This window comes from Peribacillus sp. FSL P2-0133 (genome assembly GCF_037975445.1).
GTDB classification, from domain to species: domain Bacteria; phylum Bacillota; class Bacilli; order Bacillales; family DSM-1321; genus Peribacillus; species Peribacillus simplex_E.
This window is the reverse complement of record NZ_CP150254.1, coordinates 3,722,251-3,737,582: the sequence shown is the minus strand read 5'-3', so window position 1 is coordinate 3,737,582 and position 15,332 is coordinate 3,722,251. Positions and strand designations below refer to the sequence as shown.

The following is a 15,332-nucleotide window of genomic DNA, read 5'->3' as shown; positions in this document are numbered from 1 at the left end:
AAAAAAGGAAGGGGAATGATACATGCAAACAGGTAAACTGAAAAGGTCCTTAAACTTATGGCATATCGTATTACTTGGTGTTGGATATATGACGCCGATGGTTGTTTTTGATACATTCGGGATAGTTTCCGAAAAAACAGGGGGGCATGTGCCAACCGCATATGTCATTGCTCTTTCAGCGATGTTGTTTACTGCATCCAGTTATGGAAAAATGGTGAAAATCTATCCACAGGCAGGTTCATCCTATACTTACACACAAAAAACGATTAATCCACATTTAGGCTTCCTTGTCGGGTGGTCTTCGTTACTTGATTATTTATTTTTACCGATGGTGAACGGCATTTTAACAAAAATATACTTAACTGCTCTTTTTCCGGAAGTATACCCGTGGATATGGGTGGTGGCATTTGTCCTTTTAATGACAGTCATTAACTTATTCAATGTTAATTTTGCAGCCAACTTTAATAGCTTCCTTGTTTTTTTTCAAATGTTGGTCATCGTTATTTTTGTGGCACTTGTCGTTAAAGGAGTCATGAGTGGAGAAGGCAATGGAGCGGTCTTGTCGGTTCAGCCATTCTTCGGGCCACATTTGGAAATGTCGACGCTCATATCTGGTGCTACAATCCTTTGTTTTTCATTCTTGGGGTTTGACGCAGTCACTACTTTATCGGAAGAAACATCGAATCCATCCAAAACGGTTCCCCGGGCCATCTTTTTGACTGCCCTTATCGGAGGGGGGTTATTTGTGACGGCATCATTCTTTACACAGTTATTTTTCCCGGATGTTTCCCGTTTTAGCGATCCTGAAGCAGCTTCTCCGGAAATTGCCCTTTTCGTTGGCGGGAAGTTATTTCAGGCTTTCTTTCTTGCAGGAACCTTATGCGGTACCCTTGCCTCCGGTCTTGCATCTCATGCTAGTGTTTCTAGGTTGCTATATGTCATGGGGCGTGACCAAATGATCCCGAAAAAACTATTTGGGTTTATCCACCCCAAATACAACACGCCATTTTTTAATGTCATATTTGTCGGGTCCATATCAATGGTTGCCTTATTCCTTGATTTGGTTACGGCCGCTTCCCTCATAAACTTTGGAGCTTTAATCGCTTTTACCTTCGTGAATATTTGCGTAATCGTCCACGCAATAAGAAACAAAAGCTTCAGAACGATTAAAGGATTTCTTTCAACCATTCTTTCCCCGGTATTAGGCGCGGCTTCGGTCTTCATCCTTTGGCTTAATCTCGAGATGAGTTCATTAATTTTAGGAATTGTCTGGGCGGTAATTGGGATTGGCTATCTTCTGTATCGGACAAAATGGTTGACGGAATCCCCTCCGCTATTCCATTTTGAAAAAGCACAGTGAATCTATTGTATTCATGAAACAAGGGTGGTTGTTATATGGCTGATGAAAAAATGAAGAGGACGTTAATGCCCATCCCTGTTGTTCTAATTTCGTTCATGGCGTCAGCGACTTGTGTTCAGCATTTATGAGCAAGAATATGTCACTTGGCATGGTTCCGGGAGCCTGCTGGCTCGCTTTTATGGAGATGCTTTTCACAGCGTACAGTTATGGAAAAATCATTCCTTCGGCAGGTTTGGTATATGCGTACATATGCCGGTTTTCTTGTAGGTAAGTCGATACTGATGGATTAATCATTCATTCGAATGGTCAATTAATTGTTGTTCCGCATTTTCTTTACAGCATTACTTCCGTACCTGCTTATGCATGGGTGCTTAATTTACTGATTATTGTGACGTTTATCATTGTCATGGGGATGAAAATGGTTACGAAAGCAATTGCTATACTAACGTTAGTCGCCTTGCTATTCATGGTCATATTCATCGTTTAATCCATCTGTGATATTACATATGGGGAACAAGGAAAAGTGTCGCTAGCAGAAGCTTTGAAAGCAAATACCATTAAGTTCTTATAGTGTTTTTAAAACTTTGCAAACAGGTATGAAACCGTAATGACGGTATTGTGGAAGCTGCCCTATCTTTATAAAAAGCCTAGGGCGAGGACGACCATCCTCGAATCATAACAAGCAGGGGTTTGAAAAAGGCTAAGAAAAGGTGAGCGGTCCTTTATAAAATAAGTCTAAGGTGCATACCAGGTTTTTAGGTCAAAAGGGTCCGTTAAAGGACCCTTTTGCTGTGAAAAGAATAAAGGTAAATGATGGATATTGAGTAATGGTGCATGTTATTTTTTATCTTGCAATTCAGAATTGTGATAAAATGTAGGTTAGGTTACAAAAGGAGAGTGAAAATGTGTTATCTATTCCGGATGATAAAATAAGACCATTCATAACTATAACAATTGATCAGCCTACATTTTCAGACCAAAAAATTCATGAGATACAAGAACCTTTCTTCTTTCTTATGAAGGAAAATCAAGTGTTTGCGTATATCCGCATGGATGACCTCCCGTTAAATGAAAAAATAACGACAGTCGATCAGCTTTTACAGTATGCTTTTTCGATTGATAATGTCTGTAAATTGCACCCTAACATATCCTTGCCGCTTCTGTTTCAAATTATCGGTGAACCTATCGTGCTGATTAAAACGGATGAAGGCATGCTAACCGGTTATGTAAAAAGGGAAGATGTATTAGCTGAATTATTCAAGCAGGACAGCAAACAAAATTTAGACCTGCTAAATGTGATTTTAACCTCCATTCCTATGGGGATTTTTGTGGCTGATAAAGAAAAAAATATCGTGAACTTTAATGAATCAGGCTTGAAGATGATAAAAAAGCCTTCTGATCAAGTCCTTAATGAACCTGCTGCGAACATCTTCAATAAGCAGCATATACATAGCGTGTTTGCCAGCGGGAGCAGTATTCTGAATCAGCTGGAGATTACTGATGTCATGAGTGTGCTTGTCGACTATAGCCCGATTCTGAACCATGAAAAGGAAGTCGAAGGTTTGATCATCATCGTTCAGGATTTACCGATGGTTGAGGAAATGGCCATGGAAATAGAATTGATAAAAAGCTCGAATAAAGACTTGAATGCCATTTTGGCGAATATCTATGATGAAATACTTGTAGTCAATCAAAAAGGAGAGCTGCTGCGCTATAGTGACAGCATCATCTCAGGGTTCTGGGGGAAGGACTTAAAAGATTATATTGGGAAGAATCTCTTGCAATTAGAAGATGAAGGGATTTTTAATCCTTCGGTCACCCGGTTAGTCCTTGACCAAAAAAAGAAAGTATCGATTGTCCAGGATACGAAAATGAATAAGAAAGTCCTATCCGTGGGCACCCCTGTGTTCAATGAAAAAGGCGATATAGATCGAATAGTCATTGCATCAAGGGATATAACGGAAACGACCCAATTGAAATCGGAATTAAATGAAATGAGGAAAGAACTGGACTCTTTCAAAAAACAAGATCAATTTTATAAAGAGTTGGTTTTTGCAAGTCCTAAAATGGAGCAGATAATCAGCCAAGTCAAGAAAATCGCTCATTTTTCATCTACTGTATTAATCAATGGGGAGTCGGGAGTAGGTAAAGAAGTGATAGCCGAAGCCATCCATAAAATGGGCAGGCGATCTAAACAGCCTTTCCTGAAGATAAATTGCGGGGCGATTCCGGAAAACCTCCTCGAAAGTGAATTGTTTGGTTATACGAAGGGTTCCTTTACAGGAGCGGATAAAAATGGGAAGGTAGGATACTTTCAACAGGCCAATAAAGGTGTTTTATTCCTTGATGAAGTGGGTGACATGCCAATACATCTGCAAGTCAAACTGCTGCGGGTCCTCCAGGAACAGGAAGTGATTCCGATTGGCAGCACTACGCCCATTTCCATTGATGTTCAAATTGTTGCAGCCACGAATAAGAGTCTGGAAAAAATGGTCGAGAAGGGCACGTTCAGAGAAGATTTATTCTATCGATTGAACGTCATACCCATACATGTGCCCCCTTTAAGGGAGAGGCCGGAGGATATACCACCGCTAGCCTTTCATTTCCTGCAAAAACTGAATGAAAGGTATCAGCGGAATTACCACTTTTCCCCCGATGCATTAAATATACTGGAAGTCTATACCTGGCCGGGGAACATTCGTGAGTTGCAGAACATGATAGAAAGATTGGTTGTTTCTGCAGATGAAGAGATGATCGATGCTGACTTCATTCAAAGGTTCATACCTGTAGGCAGTGACTTTAAACAAACGAAACCCATCATTACGAGAATTCTTCCATTGCAGGAAGCACAGGATCATGTCGAAGAACAATTGATCATGCTTGCCATGAAACAGTATAAAACCACGACCAAAGCGGCTAAAGCGCTCGGGATAAGTCAATCGTCAGTGAGCAGGAAGTATCAAAAAGTGTTAGCTGAACAGAGTAAGAAAATCGAAAATAATGCATTTTGAATAAAAGCTGTTGCCGAGTGATGAAAATCACTTGGCAACGGCTTTTATTTTTATTGACGGCATTAGGGAAGCTATTAATGATTTTTCAAGATGATTATGCAAAGTGAAATAACACTATGCACATTTGCATAGTATCGGAGTGATTTATCAAAAAGAAATGCGGTTTTATTGGTTAATTAACTTGGCATGGTTCTTGCTTGATTAATAAGTATAAGAAAAAAGGGAGGTAAGCATCAAAGTTTCATAAAGAAGCAATCTTAATTAACCATCCACTAAAGTTATAAAAAAAAAGGAGATTAAAAAAATGTCAATTAACGTAGAAAGTAAAAACACTCAAGCTAACCAATCAGCAACCCAAGATTATATTAAAAAAGTGCTTCAATTAATCGAACAAAAAGAAATTTCAAAAGAAGATGCACAGTGGGTAACGAAAGAAACGGTCGAGAATTTCCGTGACCATGTAAACCCAGGGTTTTTGGAATACCGTAAGACGGTCACTAAAGACACACAATTCGCTTCGGTTGAGTGGTCTGATCAAGATTCCTGTTTTACGGATGTAAATGGAAAAAATTATATTGATTGTTTAGGTGGATTTGGTATTTATAATGTAGGCCACCGTAACCCTAAAGTTGTAAAGGCTGTAACCGATCAATTGCAAAGACAAGCCCTTCATAGCCAGGACTTACTTGATCCATTACGTGCAATGCTTGCCAAGATCCTTGCCGAAATCACGCCGGGAGATTTAAAATACTCGTTCTTTACGAATAGCGGTACCGAGAGCGTGGAGGCTGCGCTTAAGCTGGCCAAAATGTACAGTGACCGACACACGATCATTTCCACGACAAAATCATTTCATGGGAAAAGCCTTGGTTCACTATCGGCAACGGCAAAGGGCATGTTCAGAAAACCGTTCATTCCATTGATCCCAGGTGTGCGTCATGTACCTTTTGGTGATGTGGATATGATGAGAAAAACGTTTGAAAGTTGTGCGCTGGTCGGTGAAGATGTTGCTGCTGTACTATTGGAGCCAATCCAAGGTGAAGGTGGGGTCATCCTTCCTCCGCAAGGTTATTTAAAGCAGGTTCGGGCATTATGTGACGAATATGATGCGTTATTAATATTGGATGAAGTGCAAACTGGAATGGGCCGTACAGGTAAAATGTTCGCTTCCGAGCTATATGATGTTGTTCCGGACATTATTTGTTTAGCGAAAGCATTTGGCGGCGGAGTAATGCCTGCAGGGGCTGTTGTAGCCAATGAGAAAGTGTTTAAAAGCTGGTTCGACAATCCATTCATGCACACTACGACATTTGGCGGAAATCCACTAGCTTGTGCTGCAGCCATTGCTACGATCGACGTACTTTTGGAAGAAAACTTACCGCAGCGTGCTGCAGAAGTTGGTGAATACTTCTTAAATGGGTTAAGGGAAGTGGCTGATGAGCACAAAGATAAGGTTTTGGAGATCCGCGGCCAAGGTTTGATGATTGGTATTGAGTTCCATAAAGATGAAGTGGGTTATGAATTCTCAAAAGCCCTCTTTGATAAAGGCATCTTGGTAGCAGGTACGCTCATAAATTCCAAAACAATAAGGATTGAGCCGTCATTGACTATTAAGTTGGATGAAGTCGATACAGTCATTAAAGCGTTTAAAGAGGTCTTGCCGACGCTTCAATCTTAATTTAAGTAAGCAGAAAAACAGCCTTTGGGCTGTTTTTTTTTTGATTCGAGGAGGGGGTGTCGGGATTACTCACATATTTTTCGTTTTAGTACTGCACCTCAGAAATTTTTTTTCATGAAAATGAGTCATGAAAACGGGAATTACACAGATTGGACAAGGATTTAATTCCTTTAACGTAATTTGGTATGTTATAATAATTTCTGGAAAAAGGAGTGATGAAGATATGACACCTGCTCTGCAAAAAATGTGGATATCCTTTATAGCTATGGGCTTTATGGTTATCTCTATATTTCTAATCTACTTAAGCCGTTATAAATTAAAAGGTTTTTGGAGAGTCTTGACAGCAATTATCGCATACATACTTATGATTCTAGCCGGCTTGATCATCCTTATCGTTGTTCTTAGCGGGCCAACCACTTGATAGGTGAGGAGAAATGATGAGAAATTTTTTCAAAATATTATGTTTATTATGCATCTCTGTATCATTATCTGGCTGCTTATATCCGGAGAAGCAAAAAATGCAAAACCAACTGCCTTATAAAGAGCAAATACAATCAGTCCAAAGTGCAGTGGATCAATTTCAGAAAGATGAAGGCGGCATACTGCCCATCGTTACAAAAGATGCTGAAACACCGATTTATCAAAAATATGTCATAAAATTTTCTAAGATTTCACCGAGGTATATGGCTGAACCGCCAGACAATGCCTTTGAATCGGGAGGCGTCTTTCAATACATCCTTGTAAATGTTGAAAAGAATCCGACTGTAAAGCTGTTGGATGTCAGGATGGCGCAGAAAATTCAGGATGTTTCCTTGAGATTGACTGCTTATCAGCAAAGCAACGGATACCCGCCATTTAAGGAAAGGTTATCCGATAATGTCTTCACTCTTGATTATGAGAAAATGGGCCTGAAGGAAGCTCCGACGGTCACGAGCCCATTTTCACAAAAAGACTTATATCTTGTAGTCGATGGTCAAGGCAGTATTTTTGTTGATTATACCCCGGATTTACTTGAGGCATTAAAGAAGCATGAGGGGGAAATTAAGCCAGGTGAAGATATCCGGGAACTGCTGGTTCAGAGTTCGGAGTTCGTCCCTGCCTATTCATTGCCATATACAATAGATGGAAAAACAAATAATCCAATATTTCTTACAAAATAGGCATAACCCTTCTTCTGCAAAATATATTGTAGGGGAAGGGTTATTTCTTTTATCTTTATTTCATCTTACTTTTAAAATAACAACCCTTATATAAAATTTCTGGTGGAGGAAGGGATTGAACCAGGGAAATAATTGGAATAAATTTTTAGGACAACATCATAGATATATAATGTCCTAAATAAATGCAAATGGATAAACGAAATCCCAAAACTCTAATTCGGGAGGGGATACCTTGGAAAAGGTAGATATTTTTAAAGATATAGCTGAACGGACCGGTGGCGATATATACTTGGGGGTGGTCGGTGCCGTCAGGACTGGGAAATCCACATTTATTAAAAAATTCATGGAGCTAGTTGTCATTCCGAATATTCCGTCAGAGGCGGACCGTGCCAGGGCACAGGATGAATTGCCTCAAAGTGCAGCCGGAAAGACAATCATGACGACGGAACCAAAATTCGTACCGAACCAGGCAGCATCGATTCAAGTAGCTGAAGGCCTCGACGTGAACATCCGTTTAGTCGATTGTGTCGGTTATACAATTCCCGGGGCTAAAGGATATGAAGATGAAAATGGTCCCCGCATGATTCACACGCCTTGGTATGAAGAACCGATTCCGTTCAATGAAGCGGCTGAGATCGGTACTCGCAAAGTAATTCAGGATCATTCCACATTAGGCGTAGTCGTTACGACAGATGGATCGATAGGAGAAATTCCGCGAAGTGATTATTTAGAGGCCGAGGAAAGGGTTGTCGAAGAATTGAAGGAGGTTGGCAAGCCATTTATCATGATTGTCAATTCCGTTCAGCCCCACCACCCGAATACGGTAGCACTGAAGGAATCCCTGCAGGAAAAGTATGATATCCCTGTATTGGCCATGAGTGTCGAAGGAATGCGGGAATCGGATGTTTATAGTGTACTGCGCGAGGCCCTGTACGAATTTCCTGTTCTTGAGGTCAATGTTAATCTCCCGAGCTGGGTAATGGTTCTGCGCGAGGATCATTGGTTGAGGGAAAGTTACCAGGACGCGGTCAAAGAGACCGTCAAGGACATTAAACGCCTGAGGGATGTAGATCGTGTAGTCGGTCATTTCAATGAATTCGAGTTCATTGACCGTGCCGCGCTTGCAGGCATTGAGATGGGGCAGGGTGTTGCAGAAATAGACCTATACGCCCCTGATGAACTCTATGATGATATCCTGAAGGAAATTGTCGGTGTAGAGATCCGGGGCAAGGATCATCTGTTATCATTGATGCAGGACTTTGCGTACGCTAAAGCAGAATATGATCAGGTGGCCGATGCATTAAGAATGGTCAAACAAACTGGATATGGTGTTGCAGCCCCATCCCTTAATGATATGAGTCTTGATGAACCGGAAATCATCCGTCAGGGAGCCAGGTTCGGGGTCAGGTTAAAAGCCGTAGCTCCTTCCATCCATATGATCAAGGTCGATGTCGAATCCGAATTCTCGCCAATCATCGGTACGGAAAAGCAAAGTGAGGAATTAGTCCGGTATCTGATGCAGGATTTCGAAGACAATCCACTTTCCATTTGGAACTCCGATATTTTTGGCAGAAGCCTAAGTTCCTACGTAAGGGAAGGCATACAAGTGAAATTAGCGATGATGCCAGACAATGCGCGCTATAAATTGAAAGAAACACTGGAGAGGATTATTAATGAGGGCAGTGGGGGATTGATTGCCATCATATTATAGAAAACGTTTAAAAGCTGGACCAATTCCATTTATGGATTGGTCTTTTTGCATGGGATGAACGGCAGGATCGCAGGGAAAATATCATTTATGAATGCTAATATTTGAAATGATCTGCTGTTTTTTAGTATAATCTTGAAAAAACCCTGTGGTTAAGCGATTTTCAGCAATATAATAAGTTTAATTTCTATAAAAAAGGGAAATGATGAATAGCGAAAGACAAAATTTATAATATATACAATTATTAATGAAAAGATTCCCATTATTTTTTGAATTCCCTTGCTAAGCTAATAGGATTTGTGATAATCTACATACAGAAAACGCGTTATAACAGCGATTTCAACCTATTTATAAATTTCTGGATGAATTATTTGGAAATTAATCGGGCTTGGTAATCAATGATTGCCAGGGAATGAAAATTTTTTGACCGAAACTAATATCAAATCACTATTATAGTGTTGTAATAATGATTTTTTATAAAGATCCCTTTTGGGAGGAGGTGAATGGCATGAACAAAACAGAATTAATTAATGAAGTTGTTACAGCAACTGAAATTTCTAAGAAAGACGCTACAAAAGCTGTTGATGCTGTTTTTGATACAATCTTAGAAGCTCTAAAAAACGGTGATAAAGTCCAATTGATAGGTTTTGGTAACTTTGAAGTTCGTGAACGTGCGGCTCGTAAAGGCCGTAACCCACAAACTGGTGACGAAATCGAAATTGCAGCTAGCAAAGTGCCAGCTTTCAAACCCGGTAAAGCGCTGAAAGATGCAGTGAAGTAATTCTACCATTACATACGGGTGCTTAACCGAAAAGGGCCGCGTGAAAACGCGGTCCTTTTTTTGCTTCTTAATTTCCATCTGTGATAATATAAAAGACAGTGAATATTTTCGAAACGCTGCAGATGGTAAATCCGTCACAAGGAAATGACCATCCGAATACCGCTCCCGGCGAAACTGCCTTTAAATGGCGCCAATGTATGGGGGAAGGGTCGCTTTAATAATTGCAATTATGGATATCCGGGTGCAACGCCTTGGATTTTTTATCTGAATACATAATATTATTGATTTTTTAGGAGGTACAAAAAATGGCTAATGTTGATCATGCCAAATTAGAAGAAGCAGTTAAAATGCTTCTTGAGGCTGTAGGGGAAGACCCAACGAGGGAAGGACTGCTGGATACTCCTAGCCGTGTAGCCAGAATGTATGAAGAAATTTTTTCTGGACTTAATCAAGATCCAAAGGAATATTTCGATACTGTTTTTGGGGAGGACCATGAAGAACTCGTACTTGTAAAGGATATTCCGTTTTACTCAGTATGTGAACATCATTTAGTCCCTTTTTACGGGAAAGCCCATGTAGCATATATTCCGAAAAACGGAAAAGTGACTGGCTTAAGTAAATTGGCACGGGCGGTTGAGGCTGTATCGAAGCGTCCGCAACTTCAAGAGCGCATCACTTCTACAGTTGCTGACTCGATAATGGAAAAGCTCGAGCCTCATGGTGTAATGGTTGTAGTAGAGGCTGAACATATGTGCATGACCATGCGCGGTGTAAAAAAACCCGGATCTAAAACAGTGACTTCAGCTGTAAGGGGAACGTTTGCGAAGGATCACCGTACTAGAGCTGAAGTGCTGGCATTCATTAAAGACTAAGGACATGGGGGCAGGAAAAAATGAATGAAAAAAAGATTCTGAATGATTTTGTCGTAATCAAAGCCATTGAGGATAGTGTGAATGTCATCGGGTTGACAAGGGGAACGGACACCAAGTTTCATCACTCCGAAAAACTTGACTCAGGAGAGGTGATGATTGCACAATTCACGGAACATACCTCGGCAATTAAAATCAGGGGCCATGCAAAGGTCTATACTCCATTCGGAGAGATAGAAAGTGATTCCAAAAAGAATTCTCCTGACAAATGATAGTTTCTCAATGCTTGGTTAATTAGTAAATCAATCATCTGATATCGGGTTTAACAAGCTGTAAATTTCCCGCATCCATTTTTTGAAGGGCAAAAGACGATGGTTTCCTTATTTTTGGAAGTTTCATTTTATAAACGTTGACCATTTCATCTGATTGTTTTTATGGTATAATAATGTGTATTTTACACAGACAGAAACCAATATGTATAAAAAAAATTATCTTTCGGGGATGCAAGGGTGATCTCAATTGTTAAACATAACGGACGACATAAGGCAATTAAAACGATTAATAGAAACGAAAGCTCAACATCCATATTTATTGAAGTATATACAAAAGCCAAGCTTGGACGAAGATAAACTGATATTGCTTTGGGGATTGTTTAACGATTTGGACGTTACAAGCGAAAAACGGAATCAATATATCAGTTCAACCATGTTAGTGCAAATAGCTCTGGATACCCATGAAATCGTCTCGAATTCGGGTGAAGGAATCGAGTCGCCCGAGGTATTGAAAAATCGTCAATTACAAGTGCTTGCCGGAGATTACTATAGCGGCTTATATTATCAAGGGCTTGCCAGTGTAGGTAATGTTGATATGATCCGTATACTTTCAAGCGCGATAAAAAAAATAAATGATAATAAAATCATCCTTTACCAACAAGGGTCCATTAATGATGTACCAACGCTTTTAATGACGATAAAAGCGATCGAGGCTTCGCTGATTCATAAACTGGGGGATTATTATAGTGAGCCTGCCTGGATGGATCTATCGGAAGATCTGCTGCTTTTAAAACGGTTGCATGCCGAGAAGTGCAGTTATATGAAGTCGGGTCAATCGATAGTTTTTGATGTCCTAAGGGAAATGACTTTTGATGACTCGATTGGTGGGGAAGTTTCCATAAAAGAAGAACAGGTACGCACCCAATTCGACAAGTGCCTGTGGGATGCAAGGCAATCCGTAGAGCGCTCGATGCGGAAGCTTGCAAAGTTGGATGATGAGCTACTGGAAAGAGTGAAGGCCATCTTGGAACAAACAGAGAGTATAGCAAATTCATATGTGAAAGAAGGGTGAATCATGGAGCAGTCTAAAGAGCAAAAAGTTCATCATGTCTTTGAAAAGATCTACGGAAATTATGACAAGATGAATTCCCTCATCAGCTTTAAACAGCATCTTAAATGGCGGAAGGCTACAATGGCCATCATGAATGTCCCAAAAGGCGCCCATGCACTGGATGTATGCTGTGGAACAGCGGACTGGACCATTGCCCTTGCTAATGAAGTAGGACCAGAAGGAAAGGTTGTTGGTCTGGATTTTAGTAAGAACATGCTGAAAATCGGCGAACAAAAGGTGAATGAACTCAATCTAGATCAAGTTTCCCTAATGCATGGGAATGCAATGGAACTTCCTTTTGAGGATAATAGCTTTGACTATGTCACGATCGGTTTCGGGCTGCGGAATGTCCCTGATTACATGAAAGTGCTTAAAGAGTTAAACCGTGTAGCCAAGCCGGGTGGAATGGTCGTTTGCCTGGATACATCACAGCCAACGATGCTAGGCTTTAAACAGGGCTATTATTTTTATTTCCGTTTCATTATGCCCATGTTCGGCAAATTATTCGCAAAAAGCTATAGTGAATACTCATGGCTGCAGGAATCAGCCCGGGATTTCCCAGGCATGAAAAAGCTTGAAAACATGTTTAAGCAGGCAGGAATGGAAAATGTCAGTTATAAGGCCCATTTCGGTGGGGTAGCAGCAACACATTTCGGGTACAAGCCTTCAAAATAAGCAGAATAGCAATGGACAAAGCTGGGTGGAATGTATGAAATTTAAAATGATGTATTCATTTTTGAATGCAGATTTGCAATTAATAGAAAAAGAACTGGAAGCCGCAATTGAAGCGGATTCCTCGGTTTTAAGGGAAGCTTCCCTGCATTTACTGCAATCCGGTGGAAAACGGATCCGTCCGGTATTCGTCCTATTGGGTGCGAAGTTTGGCAACTATGATATTCATGTCGTAAAGCATGTCGCAGCGACTTTGGAACTCATCCATACGGCCTCCCTTGTACATGATGATGTTGTGGATGATGCGGATTTACGCAGGGGATCGGCTACCATTAAGTCAAAATGGGATAATCGTGTCGCCATGTATACAGGCGACTTCATTTTTGCTCGTGCACTGGAAATGATGGCGGTTATCGAGTCTCCGCTTGCGCATCAAATTCTCGCAGATACTATGGTTGAACTATGTCTTGGGGAAATTGAACAAATAAAAGATAAGTACAATTTCGAACAGAATTGGCGGATTTACTTTAGAAGGATCAAACGGAAAACGGCATTGCTCATTGCATCCAGCTGCCAGTTGGGAGCCATTTCAGCAGGTGTTGAAGAACGGGTTCATCAAAAGCTATTTAAATTCGGATATTATGTCGGTATGTCCTATCAAATCACCGATGATATATTGGATTTTACGGCTTCGGAAGAAGAGCTTGGGAAACCAGCCGGCAGTGATTTGATTCAAGGTAATATCACTTTGCCCGTTTTGATTGCTATGGAAGATCCAAAGTTAAAAAAGCTTATCGAAACAGTTCGGGAAGATACGCCAAAAGACGAAATGTCCCATATAATCAATGCGATAAAAACTTCCGGTGCCATTGAACAGGCAGCGAGGATCAGTGATATGTATTTAGAAAAGGCTTTTACTGAATTGAAAGGCCTACCTGCCATTAAAGCTAGAAAAACTTTATCGGACATCGCGAAAAATATTGGAAAAAGAAAGTTTTGATAATGGGAGTTGCGAAACTCATCAAACAATGGTAATATTCTAAAAGTATTGCCTTATATAGGCAAATAACAATGATACATATTAGGAGTGACATTCATGGAAAGAACATTTTTAATGGTTAAGCCTGACGGCGTTCAACGCAATCTAATCGGTGAAATCGTTTCCCGTTTTGAAAAGAAAGGCTTCCTTCTTGCAGGAGCAAAATTAATGGTAATTTCTCAAGAATTGGCCGAGCAACATTATGGTGAGCACAAAGAACGTCCTTTCTTTGGCGAATTAGTGGACTTCATTACTTCAGGTCCTGTCTTCGCAATGGTTTGGGAAGGTGAAAACGTAATCGCTACTGCACGTCAAATGATGGGTGCGACTAACCCTAAAGATGCAGCAGCAGCAACAATTCGTGGCGATTTTGCCGTAACTGTCGGCAAAAACATCATTCACGGATCTGATTCAGCTGAAAGCGCTGTACGTGAAATCGGTTTATTCTTCAAAGAAGAAGAAATTGTTGAGTATTCTAAACTTGTAAGCGAGTGGGTTTATTAATTAATACGATCACTCTATAAAAAGCGGGTTCCATCGTCATTATGCGATGGAGCCCGCTTTTTTTGTATTGCTTATTTAGCTTCCCGGCAAGGTTAGTTTAAAGAAAATATGGCACTCTCCGATATATAAAGGGAAGGACCACTTAAAATAATTATGTGCAGGGGAGTCGTAGGAATGCCTCAAGAATATGAAGAGTTTATTCGTAATATCAAAATGTTGACAGGCATTGATTTGGCATTATATAAGGAAAGGCAAATGAAAAGGCGACTAACAACTCTATATGAAAAAAGAGGGTATCATTCATTTCGTGAATACTATAAAGACATTCAAACCAATCCCGGAGTTTTAAATGAATTTTTGGATAGAATGACAATCAATGTTTCCGAATTTTATAGAAATGCGAAAAGATGGGAAGTGTTGGAGCGGAAAATCCTTCCTGGATTAATAGCAAGCAAAAAAAAGTTGAAAATTTGGAGTGCAGCCTGTTCAACTGGAGAGGAACCATATACGATTGCAATGATATTATCCAATCTGGTTCCACTTAGCCAGATAGAGATATTGGCGACGGATCTGGATGAAAATGTATTGGCGCGAGCAAAATTGGGGATGTATCCTGAACGTTCCTTAAATGAAGTACCTGAAGAAATCAAAAGGAAATACTTTGAAAAAAAGGCGGAGTTTTATCGTGTCGATAATGAAATCAAGAGTAGGGTGACATTTAAAAAGCAAAATCTTCTCGCTGACCGGTTCGAACTGGGATTCGATTTAATCGTTTGCCGCAATGTTTTAATTTATTTCACTGAAGAAGCCAAAAATTTATTATATGAAAAATTCAGTGCATCACTAAAAAGCGGCGGGGTCTTTTTTGTAGGAAGTACAGAGCAAATATTCACCCCAGGAAAATATCAATTTGAAACGGTCGACACATTTTTTTATAAGAAAAAGTAAATACTTTGGATAAAAAGGGACTGATTCTGTACATGAGCATTCAGTCCCTTTTCGTTTGTCGTGTAATAGCAAATCCAGTAGAACTCAAATTTGAAAGATTAAACTATATCGAAAATGTTTAAGTACTTGTAAAATAGAGAGAAAAGTGATTAAATTCAAACAATATGGTTTTTACGTTTTACATATACCCACATTTCATAAAATTGTGGTATATTGATA

The 15,332-nt window shown here is 40.0% G+C and carries 14 protein-coding genes; all 14 read left to right on the top strand.

Annotated features, from left to right (window positions below; genetic code table 11):
• Positions 1-22: 22 nt before the first annotated feature.
• The 14 genes from MKY17_RS17865 to MKY17_RS17800 all read left to right on the top strand — a co-directional run bounded on the left by MKY17_RS17865 (position 23) and on the right by MKY17_RS17800 (position 15,113).
• On the top strand, positions 23-1,360 hold the full coding sequence (locus MKY17_RS17865) for an APC family permease (RefSeq protein WP_098370786.1): 1,338 nt from the start codon (positions 23-25) through the stop codon (positions 1,358-1,360).
• A 905-nt stretch (positions 1,361-2,265) separates the two neighbouring features.
• Complete coding sequence (locus MKY17_RS17860; RefSeq protein WP_260397964.1) at positions 2,266-4,371, top strand: sigma 54-interacting transcriptional regulator; 2,106 nt, start codon at positions 2,266-2,268, stop codon at positions 4,369-4,371.
• 304 nt (positions 4,372-4,675) lie between these two features.
• The gene (locus MKY17_RS17855) at positions 4,676-6,049 is read left to right on the top strand and encodes a putrescine aminotransferase (protein ID WP_098370785.1); all 1,374 of its coding nucleotides are present in this window, start codon (positions 4,676-4,678) and stop codon (positions 6,047-6,049) included.
• 223 nt (positions 6,050-6,272) lie between these two features.
• The gene (locus MKY17_RS17850) at positions 6,273-6,470 is read left to right on the top strand and encodes a DUF2768 domain-containing protein (protein WP_048681698.1); all 198 of its coding nucleotides are present in this window, start codon (positions 6,273-6,275) and stop codon (positions 6,468-6,470) included.
• A 16-nt stretch (positions 6,471-6,486) separates the two neighbouring features.
• Positions 6,487-7,209: a hypothetical protein gene (locus tag MKY17_RS17845; RefSeq protein WP_098370784.1), complete on the top strand. Its 723-nt coding sequence runs from the start codon at positions 6,487-6,489 to the stop codon at positions 7,207-7,209.
• A gap of 232 nt (positions 7,210-7,441) precedes the next feature.
• The gene (spoIVA, locus tag MKY17_RS17840; protein WP_098370783.1) at positions 7,442-8,920 is read left to right on the top strand and encodes a stage IV sporulation protein A; all 1,479 of its coding nucleotides are present in this window, start codon (positions 7,442-7,444) and stop codon (positions 8,918-8,920) included.
• A 505-nt stretch (positions 8,921-9,425) separates the two neighbouring features.
• On the top strand, positions 9,426-9,698 hold the full coding sequence (locus MKY17_RS17835) for an HU family DNA-binding protein (RefSeq protein ID WP_034308023.1): 273 nt from the start codon (positions 9,426-9,428) through the stop codon (positions 9,696-9,698).
• A 305-nt stretch (positions 9,699-10,003) separates the two neighbouring features.
• Positions 10,004-10,570, top strand: coding sequence for a GTP cyclohydrolase I FolE (folE, locus tag MKY17_RS17830; protein ID WP_076365641.1), 567 nt, complete (start codon positions 10,004-10,006; stop codon positions 10,568-10,570).
• Between the two features lie 20 nt (positions 10,571-10,590).
• Positions 10,591-10,839: a trp RNA-binding attenuation protein MtrB gene (gene mtrB, locus MKY17_RS17825; RefSeq protein ID WP_076365643.1), complete on the top strand. Its 249-nt coding sequence runs from the start codon at positions 10,591-10,593 to the stop codon at positions 10,837-10,839.
• A 247-nt stretch (positions 10,840-11,086) separates the two neighbouring features.
• Positions 11,087-11,911, top strand: coding sequence for a heptaprenyl diphosphate synthase component 1 (locus MKY17_RS17820; RefSeq protein ID WP_098370782.1), 825 nt, complete (start codon positions 11,087-11,089; stop codon positions 11,909-11,911).
• 3 nt (positions 11,912-11,914) lie between these two features.
• The gene (locus tag MKY17_RS17815; RefSeq protein ID WP_098370781.1) at positions 11,915-12,625 is read left to right on the top strand and encodes a demethylmenaquinone methyltransferase; all 711 of its coding nucleotides are present in this window, start codon (positions 11,915-11,917) and stop codon (positions 12,623-12,625) included.
• Between the two features lie 34 nt (positions 12,626-12,659).
• Entirely contained in the window at positions 12,660-13,622 is a 963-nt protein-coding gene (hepT, locus tag MKY17_RS17810) for a heptaprenyl diphosphate synthase component II (protein WP_098370780.1), read from the top strand.
• Positions 13,623-13,718: 96 nt separating this feature from the next.
• On the top strand, positions 13,719-14,165 hold the full coding sequence (gene ndk / locus MKY17_RS17805) for a nucleoside-diphosphate kinase (protein ID WP_076365651.1): 447 nt from the start codon (positions 13,719-13,721) through the stop codon (positions 14,163-14,165).
• Between the two features lie 174 nt (positions 14,166-14,339).
• On the top strand, positions 14,340-15,113 hold the full coding sequence (locus MKY17_RS17800; protein ID WP_098370779.1) for a protein-glutamate O-methyltransferase CheR: 774 nt from the start codon (positions 14,340-14,342) through the stop codon (positions 15,111-15,113).
• Positions 15,114-15,332: the final 219 nt, after the last annotated feature.